General features: G+C 62.3%; 13 protein-coding genes and 2 pseudogenes. 7 read left to right on the top strand and 8 right to left on the bottom strand.

Annotation, left to right across the window (positions count from 1 at the left end):
* The 3 genes and pseudogenes from QCE48_RS19790 to istA all read right to left on the bottom strand — a co-directional run.
* Window positions 1–300: helix-turn-helix domain-containing protein (locus QCE48_RS19790; protein ID WP_309794306.1), on the bottom strand; the 300-nt coding region annotated here is incomplete at its 3' end.
* A 14-nt stretch (window positions 301–314) separates the two neighbouring features.
* Window positions 315–1,334: pseudogene (locus tag QCE48_RS19795) on the bottom strand (IS3 family transposase); the annotation flags it as partial.
* Between the two features lie 69 nt (window positions 1,335–1,403).
* Window positions 1,404–2,036 (bottom strand): annotated as a pseudogene (gene istA / locus QCE48_RS19800) (IS21 family transposase); the annotation flags it as partial.
* Window positions 2,037–2,086: 50 nt separating this feature from the next.
* Here istA and QCE48_RS19805 point away from each other — a divergent pair.
* Both QCE48_RS19805 and QCE48_RS19810 read left to right on the top strand, forming a co-directional pair.
* Window positions 2,087–2,392, top strand: coding sequence for an RES domain-containing protein (locus QCE48_RS19805; RefSeq protein WP_309788460.1), 306 nt, complete (start codon window positions 2,087–2,089; stop codon window positions 2,390–2,392).
* A gap of 30 nt (window positions 2,393–2,422) precedes the next feature.
* A complete protein-coding gene (locus QCE48_RS19810; RefSeq protein ID WP_309788459.1) occupies window positions 2,423–2,620 on the top strand; it encodes a hypothetical protein in 198 nt (65 codons plus the stop codon).
* A gap of 335 nt (window positions 2,621–2,955) precedes the next feature.
* Here the strand turns inward: QCE48_RS19810 and QCE48_RS19815 are convergent, their stop codons facing one another.
* The 4 genes from QCE48_RS19815 to QCE48_RS19830 all read right to left on the bottom strand — a co-directional run bounded on the left by QCE48_RS19815 (window position 2,956) and on the right by QCE48_RS19830 (window position 11,659).
* A complete protein-coding gene (locus QCE48_RS19815) occupies window positions 2,956–4,293 on the bottom strand; it encodes a hypothetical protein (RefSeq protein ID WP_309788458.1) in 1,338 nt (445 codons plus the stop codon).
* Between the two features lie 79 nt (window positions 4,294–4,372).
* The gene (locus QCE48_RS19820; protein ID WP_309794285.1) at window positions 4,373–8,335 is read right to left on the bottom strand and encodes a hypothetical protein; all 3,963 of its coding nucleotides are present in this window, start codon (window positions 8,333–8,335) and stop codon (window positions 4,373–4,375) included.
* The gene (locus QCE48_RS19825; protein ID WP_309788455.1) at window positions 8,260–10,407 is read right to left on the bottom strand and encodes a CHAT domain-containing protein; all 2,148 of its coding nucleotides are present in this window, start codon (window positions 10,405–10,407) and stop codon (window positions 8,260–8,262) included. The genes QCE48_RS19820 and QCE48_RS19825 overlap by 76 nt, the downstream gene beginning before the upstream one ends.
* Window positions 10,408–10,468: 61 nt before the next feature.
* Window positions 10,469–11,659, bottom strand: a complete 1,191-nt coding sequence (locus QCE48_RS19830; protein WP_309788454.1) for a S8 family serine peptidase — start codon at window positions 11,657–11,659, stop codon at window positions 10,469–10,471.
* Window positions 11,660–12,119: 460 nt separating this feature from the next.
* Between QCE48_RS19830 and QCE48_RS19835 the strand changes: the two genes are divergently transcribed.
* Together QCE48_RS19835 and QCE48_RS19840 are read left to right on the top strand one after the other, a co-directional pair.
* Window positions 12,120–12,272, top strand: a complete 153-nt coding sequence (locus QCE48_RS19835) for a hypothetical protein (RefSeq protein ID WP_309788452.1) — start codon at window positions 12,120–12,122, stop codon at window positions 12,270–12,272.
* Window positions 12,273–12,856: 584 nt separating this feature from the next.
* Window positions 12,857–13,090, top strand: coding sequence for a hypothetical protein (locus tag QCE48_RS19840; RefSeq protein ID WP_309788450.1), 234 nt, complete (start codon window positions 12,857–12,859; stop codon window positions 13,088–13,090).
* A gap of 2 nt (window positions 13,091–13,092) precedes the next feature.
* Here the strand turns inward: QCE48_RS19840 and QCE48_RS19845 are convergent, their stop codons facing one another.
* Window positions 13,093–13,455 (bottom strand): hypothetical protein, encoded by a 363-nt coding sequence (locus QCE48_RS19845; protein ID WP_309788449.1) that lies wholly within the window; start codon window positions 13,453–13,455, stop codon window positions 13,093–13,095.
* On the opposite strand from QCE48_RS19845, the gene QCE48_RS19850 reads away from it, so the two are divergent.
* The 3 genes from QCE48_RS19850 (at window position 13,454) to QCE48_RS19860 (ending at window position 18,230) form a co-directional block, all read left to right on the top strand.
* Window positions 13,454–13,609: a hypothetical protein gene (locus QCE48_RS19850; RefSeq protein WP_309788448.1), complete on the top strand. Its 156-nt coding sequence runs from the start codon at window positions 13,454–13,456 to the stop codon at window positions 13,607–13,609. The two genes, QCE48_RS19845 and QCE48_RS19850, sit on opposite strands and share 2 nt — an antisense overlap.
* Before the next feature lie 827 nt (window positions 13,610–14,436).
* Window positions 14,437–15,690 (top strand): hypothetical protein, encoded by a 1,254-nt coding sequence (locus QCE48_RS19855; protein WP_309788446.1) that lies wholly within the window; start codon window positions 14,437–14,439, stop codon window positions 15,688–15,690.
* 164 nt (window positions 15,691–15,854) lie between these two features.
* Window positions 15,855–18,230: a hypothetical protein gene (locus QCE48_RS19860; RefSeq protein WP_309788445.1), complete on the top strand. Its 2,376-nt coding sequence runs from the start codon at window positions 15,855–15,857 to the stop codon at window positions 18,228–18,230.
* Window positions 18,231–18,615: the final 385 nt, after the last annotated feature.

The following is an 18,615-nucleotide window of genomic DNA, read 5'->3' on the forward strand; positions in this document are numbered from 1 at the left end:
TATCTGCTGGGGTGACCATCTCCACTCGAGCAGGGTGAGAACGATACGCCAGCAGACGCCTTGTAGGCAAAGCTTTGTGGCACGGCGCCCGGCGCCGCGGCGTGAGGCGCGGAGCGCTTCAGCCGGTACCGATGCGTAGCCTGCGGGAGAGCTGTTTCGCTTCAGTTCACGGCTAACGGTTGCCGGCGAGCGCCGAAGTATCCGGGCCATGGCCCGGATACTCGAACCCTGCAGATGCAGGCTTGCAATGGTTAGGCGCTCTTCAGGTTGAAGTTGCCGGTACGGAGTTCTTTCATGCATCGCAACACCTTATACGAAATGGTGTTGCACTTCAGATTTGAGGCCGCCCCAATATAAGAACGGTATCGGCGCCGCCTGGGCCTGGCTACATGGAGGCCGCCTTGTTTCATGAGGCGACGCACGACCTTTTCCGATAGGAACACACGTTGTCGGCCGAGCGCTGCCTGCACCCGACGATAGCCGTAGGATCGGTGATTGTCCTCGAAGATCTCTGCAACGGTACGACGGACTTCTGCATATTTGTCGGCCACCCGTATGGACGACCGATGGTAGAAATAGGAGCTGCGCGCCAGGTCCAACCGCGCAAGCAGCTCAGCCAAGCTGTATTCGTCTCTCAGGGCGTCAACCAGCGTCGTCTTCTCCCGGTTGCTCAGGAGCGGCAGGTCGACGCCCAGGTCTTTTTTTAGGAGTTCATTCGCCTTCTTCAACAAGTCGTGTTCAAGCTGCAGATTGCGAATGTCGCGCCGGAGCCCTTCGACCTGCCGCGCCAGTTCGTCCCGATCCGTCTCTGCAGGTGTTCGCTTGTCGCGTTTCATGGATGCAGGGGCCTCTCGGCCGAGTAACTGGTTCTTCCAGTTGTACAGCGTCACCCTGTCAACGTCCAGCTTTCGCGCTAACGCCTGCGCACTTCCTTCGCGTGTGCAGAGTTTGTACACGGCGGCCTGTCTGGACGCCAATGACGCGGCTGGTCTACCTGCCTTGCCAACCACGAATCTCCTGGTTTCCGGATAGCGCTCGCGAACCCACGCCGTTAGTATCTGGCGACAGGGATAGCCTAATGCCCTGAGAGTGAGGGCGAAGCAGCGCCCGTGGTTGACGTAGTGCTCGAGCGCCACGTTCTTCTGCTCTTCTGAGTACTTCGGCTTTCCGCGAACATACTCCTTCTGCAACTCACCCCTCTTCTCGAATTCTTCGCACCACGCCTTCAAAGAATTCTTCGTCGGGTAACCCAACTGGCGGATGGTCGCCTTGATGCGCTTCCCGAGCTTTAGGTACAGCTCGACCGCCCGAACGCGGTCTTCGTATGAATACATGGACTACCTCCAGGTAGTCCAAGATTTTGTCCGCATCCCCAGTGGGTCAGTTTCCGGTGGAAATCAACAGACGACGCCTTTCTCCCAGCCGCTAGCCACGTTGCAGAAGTCCGCGTCAAACAGGAGTGCGCGCACATCATCGCAAAGCGCGAATTGACGGTGCGGCCCTTGCCTTTGTTGACCTTGTGGACCGCCGTATTCATATTGTCGTAGATGCCACGACGGGCCACACCGCCAAAGGCCATGAACGAGCGTGTATGGGCGTCGAACAGCATCTCGTGACCCTGGCTCGGGTAGGCCACTAACCAGAACGCCCACGACGCGCACAGCTTCATGTGCGACACCTGTAGCTTGCGGTAAACGCCGCCTACAACCAGTCCTTCCTCGGACCAGTAAAACTGAAACGCTTCGCCTAACTCGAATTGCAACGGCACAAACGCTGACTTCGAAACCGCCTTGCCTTCGCCTTGCCGCCAGACCCGGATGAAGTCCGTCACCCGCGAATAGCAACCATCGTAGCCGTTCGCCTTGATCTCCTGGAACAGCATCCAGGCGGTGCGCCGCTGATACTTCGGTTCTTCCTGAACCTCCATGTTCAGGTATTTGCAAATCGTGTTGCGCGACAGGCTTGTGAGACGCGCGATCTCGCGGACCGACTTATTTTGACGGTGGAATCCGCCGCACCTTTCCAATCATTGTCATCGGGATCATCCCCAAAACACCCTGCCTGAAAAACCAGCAGGGTAGATTGATTGCCCGGCTCAATTTTCAGTCGGCCTAAACACGATGCACCCAATGATGAGTACGGCGTTCTCTATGCCGCGTCGTCCTTCGAGGCGTGCGTGGCCGAAACATTGATGCGCGGACGCTTCCGTGGCGTTGACGCCGGAATGCCGCACGTGATTGATGAGAAAGCCATCACGGATCGCTGTGTCGCCTTGCTGGAAATGGAAAACGCACGTCCGCTGCGCCTTGCAGATCTGACGCAACCTCTTTGGCGATTGGGATTCGACACGCAATTTCTTTCAACGCCGAAATATTTTGCGCCGAATCGATAGAGCGCCGCGCTCCACGACAATGAGGCAAGCGTGGACGGCATCTACTTTCACTCACGCTTCGCAAATTCTGTGTCGGTTGCCCTGTTCAGCGATCCTGCAAGTCTCGTTCGAAAGGGAAATTCCGTTCCGCTGATCGAGCACCCAACTCTTCCGGCCTTTCTTGACCGCTTCGGTTTTGGCATCGCCGATCCGGGCGGTGCTGACTGGCGAAGAGAAACAGACTCCTGACGCGCCGTGCCGTTACGCGAACCTGCAATCGCTCACGAATCGCTAAAATCAACATTTCCCCGGGGGTAGCGCCAAGTCTGGCGAAAGTCGAGTCGCTCAACGGATGCCGCCGCCGCCCGCGCGCTCGGCGCGCTAGTGCGTGGATTTGCTCTCGACTGAGGTGCTGTTTTTCACTCCCTTCCGTACAAAATAAGGAGAAGCGACAGGAAGAGCTTGAGAACGGACTGCCTAGGTCGCGGGCGGAGCTCGCTTCGCGCTCAGTCATTCGCATTCCCCATCGAAAGCGGCATTTGCTTCGAAGGCAGTTGCAGACGGAAGTACGGCGCGGCATTGCATCAGCCGATACGCACCGCCGGGTCACCAATCACGACGAAGCTGCGGGCGTCACACAGGATTGTCCAAAGCGTCGCCAGCCACGAGTCCCTGCGCAACGCGCCGCCCTCTTTCATGTCTCTCAGTTCGCTGGTCAGCCCCACAGCGGAATCGGCGTATTTCATGCCGAAGACATCCATCGCATTGCCCAGTCGCTTGCCGCACATCAATGCTTCGATGGTGCTGGAAAACGTGAGAGTCTCCACGCCCGCTTCCTCCGAGACGAACGAATGACTCCACACCCGCTCGACGTGTCCGACGAAGGCGAGCGCGCCGCCGTCGCGCAGGCTCAGCAAGCGTCGCGGCAAGCCGGCGACGAACGCGCGCGGTGCGATCGCCGTGCGCCCGCCATTCGTATGGATGTATTCGTCCCACTGCGGCGTGCCGGCGCCATAGCAGGCGAACGCGAAATGGATCATGCCCGCCGCGCTGGCTCCGTCGGGCAGGTCGTCGGCGCCGAAGAAGAACTCGCGCGGCACGGGGCCCGTGTGGTTCAACGGTCCCGGCCAGTCCTGGCACAGCAGCGCGCCCTGCTGCCTCGTCTGCAGTGGATCACCGCACGCAAAGCCCATGCCGTGGCTCGCAGAAAACAGTAGCGACGGCGGGTGTCCGGATGTGAACGCGCTGCTCAGCCGCTGCCGGGTCGCCGCTTCGCCGATAAACGTGTCCATGTGCCAGACGTCCGCGTACTGGTCGGAGATCGTCTGCGAAAGCGGCGCGATGAGATGATCGGCGCTCAGCGCGGTGGCCGTGTCGTCCGGATTGCGCGCGCCGAAGAACATCGCGTGGCGCATCACGCCGTCCGCACGCTTCGTGGATTCGGCGCGGACCACAGATTCGGCATAGGCGCGATAGTCGTCGATAACGTCGAAACAGATCCGGCCCACCGCATAATTCACGTCCAGTTCGTACTGGAACCGGAACGGAATCTCCTCGGGATCGCCGACCATCAGAAGGTAGAACGGCACGCGTCTCGGGTCGACCGGTCCGAGCCCCTTCAAGCGCGGCGCTCGGCCCAGCCAGGCGCGCATCGTGTCGCCCGGCAGATAGCCCTGTGCGCCGCCGTACTCCCGATAGAGCTTGCCAGCCTGGTCCTTGCGCACTTTGAGCAGAGGTTCGAGCGCCCCGCGCAGGTCCTCGCCGGCGTTCGCGGCGAAGATGACGCCCCAGCCCGCCGCCGCCAGGTCCTCCCCGTCGACTCCGTGCATCAGCCCGTAGTTAGGCTGCTCCGAGTCGGTGCGTGCCTTCGACACGTCAAGGGTGTCCGCGTCGAGCGGGTAGCCTTGCGCGAGCGCGCTCATCTGCCGCAATGGCAGCGACGGAAGAAGGTAGGCGCCGTTCCGCGCGTAGATGCCGTTGAAGGTGCAGTCGTTCATGATGTCAGTGAGTGGACTTCACATGCTCGCGCGCCAGGTCGATCATGTTCTGCCGGTCGAGATTGAACCAGTACAACTCGTCCGCATCGATGATGACCCGGTTCAGCTCGGGGCCACCGAGCAGCACCCGCACAGGCGAGCCGACGCGCGCCATCACACCGCAATTCTGCACTGCGATGCCGCCCTGGCAGACCACGATCTGACCGTCCGGGTCGGAGGAAAGCAGAAACGGCGAACCCTGGCGAATCCGATAGCTCAGCCCGGTGATCGCGTGACGATGGAACGCGTTGACAGCATTCCACGTGAATCTCGGCATGTTCCATTCCGTGATTCGGCCGTCCTGGCCGGCGATCAGCAAGGTCTTGTCGTCCGGGCTGAACGTCATGGCCGTGATGCTCGACTCGATGCTCCTGTCGGACGCTTTCGAGTCCGGGCTGCTGTCATTGAGAAACCAGACACGCGCGTTTTCCGGGGCACCCGCTTCCGCGATCATCTTGCCGTCGGAACTGAACGCCACGGCTTCGACCAGGCGCGTGCCGTATTCAAGCAGCCGCGCCTTGCCGCCCTTGCCGTCCTTGTCGCCGGGTTCGTACAGCACGAGGCTCCCGTACATCGCCGCGGCCAGCTTTTTCCCGCTCGAGTCGAAGGCCAGCACGCTCGCTCTGAAGCACATCTGTCTTCCGTTCAGCGTGAGCGGCAGGAGGACCGGCTGGCTGGTCGCGCCCGTGTTCAGATCATGAAGCGTCAGACCGCCGTCGCAATATAGGACCGCAACGCGAGCGCCGTCGGCGGACACGGCGACGCGCCGCGCCGCCCCGCGCCTCAGCGGAACGACTTGTTGATGGGTCAGCTGGTCGCCTTCACGCTGCCAGAGCACGATCGAGTCGCCATTGGCGGACAGCGCGACAAGCTTCGTCATGTCGTCGGACGTCGCGAGACTGCCGGGTATCAACTGCGGATGCGCAGGCTCGGCGGCGAGTCTCGTCGACAGGGCCGACGGCCGGTTCAAATCGACCAGACGTACGTTCCGGCTGCCGCCAACCGCCACGAACTGCGTCGAGTTAGACTGGAACGCCACCCCGTAGAGCTTCTCGCCCCAGCCGTAGAGCGTTCGTGTCTTTAACGAGTTGCGCAGTTCGGTGAGCGTCCTGGCGTTTGAATTCAGCGTCCAGATGGTCAAGTAGTCGTTGTTGGTCGAAACCATCGTGTCGCCGTCGTTCGATATGGCGAGGGAGGCGACCGCGCCGGCATAGGTTTCTCTGTCGGCGAGACGCACGCCCGCGGTCTGGTGGTGATCGGCGAGGTCCCATGCGCTGATCCTGCCGCTTGCGTCGCCCACCATGAGCCAGCGATTGTTGGGGCTGAGCACGAGCGACATGATGGCGTCGCGAAAGTCGGGAGGCGAGTCATCGCCCTTCGGCTCCACGATGAGCACCCTTTCAGGCTGGGCCGGCGGCTTGCGCTCGTCGATTCGCCAGATGCCGATTTTGCCCCGCCAGTCCGCCGTCACGAGCCGTTCCGGCCCGCCCGGTGCATCGATGAAGGCAACCGCGTCGATGAACCAGTCATGAAAGCCGCTGCCGTAAGCGCCGATCTCCACCGGCGGGGCGGGCGGCTCGGGAATCGACCAGATCGTGGCTTTGCCGTCGTAACCGGTGGTTACGAGCCGGGTACCGGAAGCGTTGAACGCCATCCGCCTGACCCGCCTTAAGGCGTCGAACATCGCGGCTTCGCTGAGCGCGCCGTTCTCGATGCGCCACAGCCTGATCTCGCCGTTCCTGCCGGCGGAAGCGACGAGGCGCCTGCCGGGGTGGACGACGACGCTCACGACGGCGTCGTCGTGATCGCTGTAGCTGCGCGTTTCCGCGCTCGCGCCGGACAGCGGCCACGATTTGATCGTCTTGTCCCACGAGCCCGAGAGCACGAACTTCCCATCGGGCGAAAAGGCAACGGCGGCGACTTTCTCCACGTGACTGCCGAGCATCTTTTGGATGGCCGGCTGGGTGCCGAGCACTTGCATCAGGCCCATGTCGACGGCGGGCTTGATGGCCTGCATGTCCGGGCGCTCGCTGTCTCGAACCACTTCGAGAAGCGAGCCGAAGATACGGGGGTCGGCCGTCTCGTGCGAATTCAGCACCGCTGTGATGATTTTCAACTCCTGTTCGTGGTATTGCATCTGCTTCGCCTGATTCTTCGCCGACAGCGTTTCTTGTTCGCTCCGATGAGTGCGCCATGCCATGACGATCGCCAGCATGCAACAGACAACGGCCACGGCGGTGATAACCTTCATGCGCAAGAACATCCGCCGCTCCCGTCTGATCTGCTCGCGCTCCCGCTCCACTCGCGCGCGCTCCTCATTCGACTTCTCGAGAAAGCTCCAGTCGGTCGGCGAGAGTTCTTCAGGATGTCTGTCGGCGAACGCGATGCTCTCGTCCAACTGCTCGCTGGAAAACAGAAGATCCATCTTTTCGCCGGATTTCTTCCACAGATCGGCCTGCTTCTGCAGGAGCGACAGATTAGCCGCGCGCCAGTCCTCGTTGTTTTGCAGCACCGGGCGCACCAGCCGGTCGTGCGACAGTTCGAGCCAGGCGCGGTCGCTGGCGAACTCCGTCCTGATGATGTGATTCCGGACGAGCCCCTCGACGGCATCGGTGAATTCGGTTGGGACTTCCTCATCCTTCAGGACCCGCGAGCGTATCTGGCCTTTGGTGATGAAACTCTGCTCCATCCAGTCGCGCAAGGCGCGCTCGTTCGTGTCGGTCGACTTGCAGACGTCCCTCACCGCACTGGCGAAATACTCGGACAAGGCCCTGTCTACTTCGCTTTTGCCCTTGCCCAGGAGAACGTGTCTCGCGGTGATCGGCCGCTGCTTGCGGATGACGATGCGATCCCACAGCCTTCTGCAACTGAGCTGCAACAGCATCGGCTCGACGAACGGCCCCTTCGTCACTTCCGGCGGCGTGGCGTCGGCGGGGCTCGTGCGGCGGATGACCCGAAGCTCGTCGACCAGCCGCTCCGCCGCCTCGCGCTCGAACAGCCCTTTCGACGGACCGATGATCGCGTCGATGGCCGGCTCGCGTTCTAGCGCGAGCAGCCGGTAGCTGAACGTGAGGCCGGTGGGCACCAGATGGCAATACGGTTCCAGTTCCGCTATGAAGTCCTCGCGCATCGAAAGCAGCAGCCAGACAATGGGCGCCGTCGGATCGTCCGCGCCCGCTTCATCCGCCGCCGTGCCGTCGCCGGAAATGGACAGCAGTTCACCGAGTTGCTCGAAGAACTGGCGCTTCTTGTCGCCGTCCGCGGAATTCAGCGTGAACAGCTCTTCGAACTGATCCAGCACGAGCAGGCAACGGCGCCTGCCGGCTTTCGGTCCGCTGGCGCAGTATCTGAAGGCAAAATAGCTCCGCAAGGTGTGCGCGGCGAGCACTTCCGGTTCGAACTGCGCCAATTTTCCGTGTTCGGCTTCCAGCGAGTGCAGCACCGACATCACATAGGCATTCGCGCCCTTCTTCGTTTCATCCGGCAAGCCGACGCGCGCGACCGGCAACGTGACGAGCCCTTCGCGCCGCGACTCCAGCGCGACGACACCTTCGCGCCTCGCGTCGCCGCGCCCGCGCTGCATCGCGCGAACCTGCCTCACCAGACCGGCTTGAATCAGTGACGTCTTGCCCGCGCCCGATGGCGATATGAGCAACATCACGCGCTTGCTCAACAGCAGTTGCAACACCTCGTCGATTTCCCGCCGACGGCCGTACAGCGTATGGTGCGTATCGAACGGAACCGGCCCGACGTAGGGATTCTCCTCGCCGGTCGGCGAGGCCGACGTCTGCCCGTCGGAGCGGGGCGAATCCCGACCGGAATCCGCATCCGGCTGCGTGCTCATCGACGAGTTCATGCTCCGCCCCCATTGCCATCGTCGGGATAGTGCTGGACGAGCTTTTCGATGAACTCGCGCGGCGACGCCCAAAAGGTCTCGATCTCACCCTGCGGCTGGAAGTGCCAGTTGAAGTACTTCTGGATGTAGCGAATTGCGCGGTCCGGATGAAGGATCCTGCCTTCGATGGGACTCAACTGCACGGCGACACGAGTTCGGTCGCGCGCGAGCGCCGCGCCATTCTGCTTGAGGATGCCGCGCAACAGCACGCGAAAATCCCAGTCGTCCGGCTGAAAGCCGAGCAGCAGCAAACCCGACAGCGTCAACTCTTGCCACACCACCGGCGGAACGCTGACTTCACGATCTTTTTCGTTGCGCGTCACAGCAATAAGGAATTCAAAATAATCGTCTTCGGTCAACACCAGGCTCGCTGGATACTCCAGATTGCCGAATACCTGAAAGATGAGCGGCTGCATGTCGCTCGGTGTGAAGATCTGTGGCAGCGGGTCGCCGAATACGTGCGGCACGCCGTTGGAGACGATCCAGGTGCACAGACAGACCTGCGGTGTCTTGCCCTGCTCGATCAGCGCGTCGCGAAGCAGGTTGTCCCGGTTGGCGTTGATGAAAATCTTGAACGGCAGCGTGGCAAGGAGCTTGTGCGGATCCCGTGGATCTTTCTGGCGCATCTCTTTTCCCAACGCCGAAATCAGTTTATCCAACTGGCCCACGTTGACATCCCCGGTCCTCCAGTCGACCGATGTCGTCTCGGCGATGTGCTGCAACTCGTCCTGGTAACTGTCGCGGATGAGCGCGACGAGTTCGCGGCGCAACTCTTCGATCGCGAAGCGCTTGCTCTGGTGGTACGCGAGATACTGCGCCACCTGCGCGAGATCGTCCCGGTCGCGCGGCGCGAGCGGAAATTCGTAGCGCTCCGCCCATTGTCGGGCGACGTCGCGTGTCGAGCCGAGCAGTCCTTCGATCAATCCCGGCCCCAGCACCGGCACACATTCGCCATACTGAATATCCAGCGCGAGCGCCCGCCACTTCTGGAAGTCCTGTGTGACCGGCGCGCTCGACTGCCAGATGCGCCCGATCTTGAGCCTCATGAAAAGCGTCGGCATCCACCAGTCGGGTCGGTCCGCGATGGCGCTGCGCGCGACCGCCATCGCCTGGTCGATCTGTCCCGTCGCGGCCAACTCGACCAGGAACGCCGGCATGAAGACCCCGAGCGACTCGACCGAAATCTTGCCCTGCATCGCGATGACGGCGGGCACGCCCGAGAAGACGAGCCGTGGGCCAATGGCCGCGAGCATGCCGCCAGCGGCGTCGCCCGCACTCTCGCACGAGGCCATGATGATCACGCGCGGGCGCTCCGTCATGCCCTTCAGGCGCTGAACCAGATCCTCGCCGTCCGCGAGCCGCCCGCGCTGCTCATCGTCCTCGAGCAGCAGGCGCGGATCGCCTTCGCGGGTCAGCATGCCGTGGCAGACGATGTAGAGAATGTCGGGCTTCAGCTCCCGCAGCTTGCGCACGATATTGACCACCGTCGCCGGCTCGGCGAGCGTCGTGCGGTTGACTCTGAAGCCGTTTTGCGTTTGCGCGCTCTCGAACGCGAGATTGGCGCGACGCTTTTCCACTTGTCGATCGATCGATGCGAGGCCCCATCGCGTAACCTGATCTGTGGGGTCCGCGATGACGATGAGCGCCTGCAGGCGCGAGCGCTCGGGAGCAGGCCGAAAGCGGAAATCCTGCGAGCTTAGGAATCGCGAGAACCATAACTGATCGTGCATGAGCAGCCTGGTGCCGTCACTTGGGTCGCGCAGCGTCTCCCAGCGAAGCGCGTGCAGGTCCTTTGCACTGCGCTGAATGGCCAGGCGCACGCGCAGCCCGCCTCCACCTCCCTGGACTGTGTTGCGCGCGCGTTCGAAGGCACGGCGAACCCGCGAATCGGGTCCGCCGAACAGCATCCTCGTCAGACATGCGCCGTAGGCGTCGGAATCGGACTCTTGAAGCGACAGTTCCGCGCAATTGATATTCACTTCGGTGGCCGGAATGAGATCGGACTCCAGATCTCGCGTGGGGTCGTTGAAGCGCACTGTCACCTCATAGCGCTCCATGTCGCGCCACTCGATTCGCAACTCGAGTTCGCAATAGCTCACAGGCATGTTTCACCCCTGCAGGTCCGTCAGACCTGAACGAACGCATCGGCGCGCCGGTTTCGCCGGATCAGACCGGCGCGACGACTAGTCCGCTTCCGACATCCAGCGTGTCGAAGCCCGGAGCGAGTTGCTTCATCGAGGCGAGCGCGGTGAGGCTCGCACGGACCGTCGCGGGAGAGAACATGTTCTGGCTCATCAGCTTCTGTGCCCAGAGCGCCGCGACGCCGGCGACATGAGGCGTCGCCATGCTGGTGCCGCTCATCGTGACGAGGCCGTCGCCCCGCGCGGCCGAGACGATGTTGACGCCCGGCCCGCACAGCACCGGCTCCGAGTTGGAGAACGACGCGATCTTCAGCTTGCCGCCGTCCTGCCCAAGGGCGCCGACCGGGAGGAATCCGTCGGACACGGCGGGCGGCGACGCGGCGATCTCGTAGGGAGGCACATGGTCCCGATCGCTCTCGTTGCCCGCCGCGGCGATGAACAATGCAGCCTGCGGTTTCGTGCTATAGAGCGCGGCGAGCCGCGCGAATAACAGCACGTTCTGCCGATAGCCTTCGAGCGCGCGCGAGGTCGCGGCCGGGGCGGGCAGCCCTTGCGCGACGAGCTGCGCCTGATAGCCGGGGAAGTCGATGCCGAGCGACATCGAGATGATGTGCGCACCGCGTTCGATCGCCCATTGCACGGCGCTCACGATCGTCTCGCTGGAGCCGCCGCCGGCGCCGAGCACCTTGGCGATCAATGCGCTCTTGACGCCGCGCGCGACGCCGATGCGCATGCCGCCCACGTCCTGCCCGAAGATCGTGCCGGCGCAATGCGTGCCGTGACCGTGCGTGTCGATGTCGGACTCCGTGGTGAAGTTCTTCTGCTCGATATGCACGCCCACGAAGGCCGCATGACGCTTGCCGGCTGCCTGGTCGACATCGATGCCCGTGTCCAGCACGGCGACGACCACGCCCTCTCCCGTGAAGGGCGAGTTGTCCGCGCCGACGGCCTGGATGCCCCACGCGATATCGTCGGGGCCTTTGGGCGTGTACACGCCGTCGTCCAGTCCTGTTTTGGGTTCGATCAGCTTCATCGGGACGAAAGGCGCAACCGCCCTGACGTCCGCCTCCTTTGCGACCTTGGCCACATCGGACCGGTCGAGTTCCTCGATGCTCAACTTCACGGCCGGAGAGGCGCCCCCGGCCGCCGCGACCTCAAGGCCGTACGCCAACGCGGCGGGCGCCTTCGCGCGCAGGATGATATGAGCTTCTTTCATAATCGTCTCCACGGACGAAAGAACTGCGAAACAAACCAGGCGCGCGCTGCCTTACGTGGACACTGACACGAGATTGTCAGGATCTCATATGGAAGTTTTAGTCGATGCTTCGAAAGCGTTCAAGTGCGACGCGCAGGCTGCACGGGCGATGCAGTACGCCCATACATATCGGTCGCGCAGGACGCCATGCCGCCGCAGATGCGGGCGAAGGCGAACCTGGGCCATCGACGTTCGAAATTCGATCGGACGTTCCGGGGTGCGAGCGCCTGGATCAGCCCGATACGAAAAATAAGAATGCCTTAGTGTGGCAAGACACATTTCTGGCAACATTTTCAGATGGCGCTTCGTTGCGCCATCTACATTCCAAGCGATTCACCCGAAGGGCGCGCGAGAATCCGCGGCGCGCGATTCGAACCAGGCTCCTCGGCGCGCCCCACTTGACGATTCGGGAGGAACAGCAATGCCAAATGGCACGCAGATTGATCTGATCGCCGAACTCGCTCCTCATGTCACCAATCTGACGAATCTCGGCTACAAGAACCTCGGCCAACTCGAAAGCGTTTTCAACTCGGCACCGCATGCCCTCGCCGCTTATCTGGGACTACAGGATTAGGAACTCGCGGCTCTCATGGCCAAAGTGTCACCGCCCGTGCCTCGGCCTGCATCATTGGACCTGCCGAAGATGCACCCGCTCGGAGCCCGGCTCCGGGGTGTCTTGTCGCCGCCTTTCGCCACGATGCGCGCGCCGGGCCTCGCGGCTGCGCTACCACCAAGCGTGAACATGATTTCGCACTGAAGGAAATCCGCGATCATGCGCAACGCGGAACCTGTGTCGCGCATGCGGCCACCGCCGCCGCCGAGCACTACCTTGTGATTAGCGCAACCTTGGCGTCGATCTCTCACAGCAATTCCTTTATCTGGGATCGCAAACAAAATGACAATGATCCGACGAATCGCGGCACCTGGATTTCGGTCGCGATGAAGTGTGTGTAGACGGACGGTTGTTGCACCGAAGACGTCTGGCACTACAGTCCGGCGGTCATTCCCGGCAACGAAAGCCAGGACCCGCAGCCCGTCGGCGCCACTCAGCAGGCAGCAGACTTCAGGATTGCGAGCTATCGACAATTTCCGCCCACCTCGCTTCCCGACATCAAGGCCGAACTCGCGGCCGGACGATGCGTCGCGTTCAGCATCCCGGTGTTCGACTCGTGGTATCGCGACAACCGGGGAATTCAACTCACTGGCGCGATTACCAATCCGATCCCCGGCGAGAAGAGCGACGAGGGGCATGCCATGTGCTTCGTCGGCTACGAAGACGTGCCCGGCGACGCCGCAAGCGGCGGCGGCCACTTTATCCTGCACAGCAGTTGGAACGGCTATTGGGCGACGCAGTCGGCAGTCGGCAAAACGGGCTACGGCACGATACCCTAAAGCTACATCAACGCATATTGCGTTGAGGCCTTCTCGATCGGCGCATGAATCCCTATGGCTCGAACGCTCGATGACATGACCTTGTCGGACGAGGAGCGCGCGAAGCTCAATGCGCTCGGCGTCAAGACGCCGTTCCCCTTGCTGCCATGTGCCACGCCTCGACCGGCGCATTCGACACGCACCTCGGACTCGATCGCGCCCGGGCGATGGCGGCGCAAGCTGAAACGCTCCTCACCGACGAGGAACGGGGTCGGCTGAGCGGCCCAAGCCCGCGCCTCGGCGGCCTGGGCGCTCGACTTCCGCGCAAGCCGGGCTGAAACGCGGTACTCGCTGTGAGCGCTAACGGCCTTGCCGAGTATTGACATGGCAGACGTTCAGCACATCTTCGTCCTCGTGATGGAGAATCGCTCCTTCGATCACCTCTTTGACCCCCGGCCGGTGCGGTTGAGTCGCAGCGCGGATGCGTTGCCAATGGACATCACCGCACTTTCGTCCGACGACGCCGCGAAGCTCGACTAACGCAGCGAGATCGCCCGCCGTGCGACGGGTGACACGCAACGCCGATTCGGCAAGCCAGCGCAGTCGCGCGGGCGCGTTCTCGTCCGACGCAGCTTTGCTTGCGCTCGTAGAAATAGTCCGGGAAAGCGCCTATAACGAAGGTAGCGATGCCTGAAGACTCCCGTGAGAGCATGGCGCCGGGCGAATGTATGACAAGTATTCCGGCGCGGAATAACTTCATAGGACGCCCAAATACATGTCTGCTCATTCGCGATGAATCGTCTGCGCCAGGCATATCCAGAATGCATCTCTCGGATTACCGTCGTGTTCGCCTCAAGTGAAGGAATCTTTATGAATGAGATGCTAATTGATCAATATTCTAGGAATGCGTAAGAATTGGATACCAGACAACATTCGAATAGCAGATCCTTCTCCAATTAGATGAGCATTCGGAGTGCCGCGGTGCTGCCGCAGCGAATCCATAAGACGCGAAGAAGAAATTTTTCTAGGGAGCGTGTATGAGGAGCCGGACACAACAAGCAGCATGCGCCCTACCTGTCATCGTAGTTCTGGCAGGTTGCGCTACAGGCGTTCCGAATTCGCAGACCGGCGCCGAGTTCAGCGGTGCTACTGGCTCGACGGGCACGACAGGAGCGCGCCCTACTCCTACGCCATCGCCCGTCCCCAGTCCGCCTTCGTCGCCCGCTGGAACACCAGCGCCACCGCCGTCCGGAGGAGCGCCGGCTGCTTTGCCCACTCCTAGTCCAACGCCGTCGCCCACCCCGAGTCCGGCTCCGCCAGCCGCCGGAGCGCCGGCGCCCCCCTCTCCGCCTGAAGCAACGAAATACTTGAATCTGACGCCCATGACCAGGCTGTCCGAAATCACGGACCGCACGACGTCGAGCGACTACTCCGACATGTACGTTCGAATCAGGCTGCAAGCCCGTGAGGGATGCGTCGATCTCAATCCATCGCCGAAGTGCAGACAGCCTGGCGGGAAACCGATCGATCAGAACGCGCAAGGGGACGATCAAACGAACGACAGCATGGGATATCCGCCCACCGGCATATTCAGCCGTTATTTCGTCCAGCCGCAACGGTCGGTCACTGTTTCGGCGAATCTGTCGGCTGGTGCGTTCGTCGCGACCGTGCCGCTCCTGTCGCTGTCGCATGCCGGAGGGCGAACAGGCGACGTGTGGAACAGAACCGTTTACTCGCGCATCGAGGACTTCCAATGGTTTCTGGTGCGCAGGGACGGAAGCAACTCTGTCCTGTCAGCCAGGTTCACGTTGAGCGCGACGAAGTCCATTCAGTTTCAAGGCGCCGTCACGGGGCTCAACGTCGCGGTGGCGCTGGCGCGGCAACTTGCACCTCAGGGCACGCTGCTCACGGAACTGACTGCCAACTCGGCAAAGACGCGCGCCGACGCACTCGACAAGACGATATCGAATCTATTTGCGATGCAGATCGCGGAAGTTCACGCCGTGGATCTGGATGTTCGCAAATGGAGCCGGAACGACGCTTTGACTCTCGGCGTAAGCGTGCCTTCTGGCCCAGACATCAACGGGAACGTGAAGCCGGTCGGGATTTGGACGCTGTCCTTAGAGGGCCCCCGTCCGTCCATCTTCGCGGACGTGCGAATCTGTCCGCCGAAAGAAGGCAGCTCGTGCGTCGAAGAGCCGGGCAAAGCGAAAGAGAAGGTCATCGGGAGCGTCCGCGCTTCGGATGTGCTCTCGTTTCCAATCATTCCGCTGACTCCGCCAAACGCTGCACTCGGCACGATAGCCACGTATATATCGCAGCACGACGGCTTCTCCACCGGAATCGCCAGCATCATGGCCGAGAAAGACGCGGGCGCGGGCACGCCTGCGACCGGATCGCTGGCGAGTGCGCAGATTTGCAAGAGCGTTCTCCAGTGGACGTCCGCGCTCGGCTTCAGTTCGCTCGATCAGGACATAATCCTTTGGGCGATCGCCACAGCGATGCCCAGCATCCAGGCGAAAGTCGGCGCGAAACTGCTCGCCGCGTGCCACGACGACACCGTCGCGGCGCTCGAGAAGCAGTCCGCCGCTTCCCCGGGGCAACGTGCGGCCCCGAAGTAGCGATGTCGCCGGCATCGCCGCCTGATGTCGGCGCCGTTTCTGTCAAATTCCTTGACACCCCGGATCCCTCGTCTACATTCGATTGAAGTCTAGCCGAGCCTTGCTGTTCAGCGGCATGCCGCGTGAACTCCGTCGACATCGCCATTGTTCATGCGTGAGCGCTCATGTACGCACGATCGAAATCACTGCTTTTCGCCGTTCTTCTCGTGATCGGCAACGTGGCGTTCACGCCGCCCGCGCACGCGCAGGATGCGCCGGCCGCGCGACAGACGCGCTTCGCCCTGGCCGATTGCACCACGTCGAAGATCGTCTTGCGGGTGATATCGAAAGGGCCGCCAGTGGCCATCCGGACGCGCGAAATAACCAGTTCGGACAAGGATGTTCCGGCTTCGAGCCAGCGCGGCTGGACGATCAACTGGGACACGCCGGTGGCTTCCGACAGCAAGATCTCGGAGTATCTGAGCAACGGAACGTCGCAACAGGCCTGCCCACGCTGGGGATCGTTCAAAGTCGAACTTGATGTGTATCTGAAGGACGCTGGCGGCGCACCCTCACCGCTCACCATCTGGATCGACCGCATACCCGACCCGATCCTCGACGCCCCGTCCACGGCGACGCTGTTGACCATGCGGCATCCGCGGCTCAGATCCGATGACAACGACAACGACAACAAGAATGACGATGGCCACGGCCACGGCGAGAAAGACATGACGTTCGTCGTGCGCGAAGCGTCCGGAGTCGCGTCGATCGCGAAATTGACTGCTTCCCTCGGCCAGTTGAAAGACAGCGCAGGCAAGTTCACGGCGTCGGAGTTATCGTCCGCTCAGTCCGTATACGACATCGCCCCCGGCGCGATCGTCCCCCTCAAGTTCAACTCCACCACTGCGCTGCCTCCGGGCGCCTACACCACGCGCACGACCTTGCGCAGCCCGTCGCTCAAGCAGGACCAAAACGTCGATCTGACCGTGTGGGTCAAAATCTACTCGGGCTATCTTTGGGGGATGATCTTCGTCGGCATCATACTCGGCCAGGCCGTCAACGTGCGGATGCAGCAACGTTCCGCACTCGATGCGGCCAAGCTGGACGCCCTGCGCGCAAACGAAGGGTTCGTGCGCAGCGCGGCGGCGCAAAAGGACCCGGTCGTGCAGCAGGCCCTCGTGTCGCTCGCGGCGAAAACACAAAACGATATCCAGGCTGCGGCGGTCCTAGAGGATGTGCAGACGGCGCTCCAGAATGCGCAGGCCGAAGCCGCCGCGATCGAAGCTCGGGCGACCGCCGCGTTGCAGACTTTCGAGACCAAGCTGGTCAGTCTGCGCGCCAAGCTTCAGCCCAACGGTCTTCAGCCCGACCCTGACATCGCCCGGTGTCTCGAGCCGGTCAACAAAACCGTGAATCACATTGAGGTAATCGCAGCAAGCGGGCAGGTCGAGGATGCGCAAGCGCAACTTCAGAACTTCCAGCTACAAGGATTTCAGCCAGCCGTGCTGGCGGCGCTGCATCCGTGGCTCGTTCAACTCCATGGCACGCTCGGCGAACTGGGCGAGTGGTCGAGCCCGGCGCAGACGGTGCAGAGCGTGTGCGGAGATATCGATAGGAAGATCGGCGCCGCGTATGGCGTAGGGGACCCGGCGCAACTGATATCGCAGGTGAACGACATCGCGCTCCAGTTGCGGCCGCACCTCGCATTCACGATCCCGGAAGGCATGGCGGCGGCGTTTCGCGCTGCGGCGGTCATTCTGGATGCGGGCGGAAAGATCGATCTGTCGCAATCGGTCAGGGCGCAGACGGACAACATGCTGCTGCCGCGCGCGAGCGATGCCGGCATGCTGGTGACGCTCGACGGGTTCGCGAAGAGCCGGACGCGGATCGAAACTCTCTTGCGGAGCGCCGTCGGTCAGCCACAGGCGATCGAACCGTCGCTGACGCAGGGCGACTTTCCGGGCGCTGCGCGAATCATCGTGCCGCCGGCCGCCGCGCTCACCGTCGCGATGGCGCATGCTCCGATGCTCCCGCCGCTCGTGCGCCCCTACGCCGGACTGCAAAATCCGGCAGCGGCCCCGCCTTTGCTGCGCATGAACGTTCCGCCGAGAATGGCGCCGGGCAAAGCGGTGGACATCGAATTGCTTGGCCTGACAGCCGACCCGCTGGACGTGGCCTGGAGTTGCGAGCCGCAGGGCGGAGGCGCGATCGCCGGCACCTGGCAGAAGTGCGTGCTCACGCCCGAGCGCATCGGGTTCCTGACGATCAAGGTCGGCTCATCCAACCTGAGGACGGGAGCGAGTGCGTGCGTCTTCGTGGGCAACGTGATGCAGCAGCCCGACTATCGGAAGCTCGCGCGCCAGTCGCGCTGGCTGCGCCATGCATTGGCCCTATTCATCGCCATGCTGACGGCGTTCGCCGGGTACCAACTATTCGCTGCCTCGTGGTTCGGCACCTTGAGCGACTTCCTTGCGGCTTTCGTTTGGGGATTCTTCGGCCAGTTCGGCCTCGAACGCGTGCGGGACATTTCCAAGCCGATACTCGCCAAAACCCTGGCCTGAGTCGGCGTCGGCTGGGACGACCGACCGCCCGCGCGCCCGAAGCGATATGCGCGTCACGCTCCCGAAGACGTGAACGCGGCGGAGAAACGCGGATGCTCGAACGCGCATGCATCCGGGTCGGCCCTATCGAAGTGCACCAGCATCGATACGGCGGCGTGGCCGCTTCGAGCGACCGGGTCGTGCGCGCGGCATGACCTGCCCCAGATGCTCGGGTATCGCACCGTTCCTGCACCCTCTGAGCCAGCGTTGCGCTTGTCGCAGCGCTTCTGTTCGGCCAGAGGTTGTAGAAGCGCGACATCAGCAGGAACGTGAGAATGTCGTGTTCGAGCAATATACAAACGTCGGGTTTTGTACCCACTGACAAGCTAGCAATTTACTGCAGCAT

The organism is Caballeronia sp. LZ024 (assembly GCF_031451455.1).
Taxonomy (GTDB): domain Bacteria; phylum Pseudomonadota; class Gammaproteobacteria; order Burkholderiales; family Burkholderiaceae; genus Caballeronia; species Caballeronia telluris.

What these genes read in the sequence shown, in the direction of transcription:
- QCE48_RS19825 (WP_309788455.1), bottom strand. Translation starts at nt 10,407, where the DNA reads ATGCCTGTGAGCTATTGCGAACTCGAGTTGCGAATCGAGTGGCGCGAC.
- QCE48_RS19850 (WP_309788448.1), top strand. Translation starts at nt 13,454, where the DNA reads ATGGCAGACGTTCAGCACATCTTCGTCCTCGTGATGGAGAATCGCTCC.
- QCE48_RS19860 (WP_309788445.1), top strand. Translation starts at nt 15,855, where the DNA reads ATGTACGCACGATCGAAATCACTGCTTTTCGCCGTTCTTCTCGTGATC.
- QCE48_RS19845 (WP_309788449.1), bottom strand. Translation starts at nt 13,455, where the DNA reads ATGTCAATACTCGGCAAGGCCGTTAGCGCTCACAGCGAGTACCGCGTT.
- QCE48_RS19830 (WP_309788454.1), bottom strand. Translation starts at nt 11,659, where the DNA reads ATGAAAGAAGCTCATATCATCCTGCGCGCGAAGGCGCCCGCCGCGTTG.
- QCE48_RS19835 (WP_309788452.1), top strand. Translation starts at nt 12,120, where the DNA reads ATGCCAAATGGCACGCAGATTGATCTGATCGCCGAACTCGCTCCTCAT.
- QCE48_RS19815 (WP_309788458.1), bottom strand. Translation starts at nt 4,293, where the DNA reads ATGAGCGCGCTCGCGCAAGGCTACCCGCTCGACGCGGACACCCTTGAC.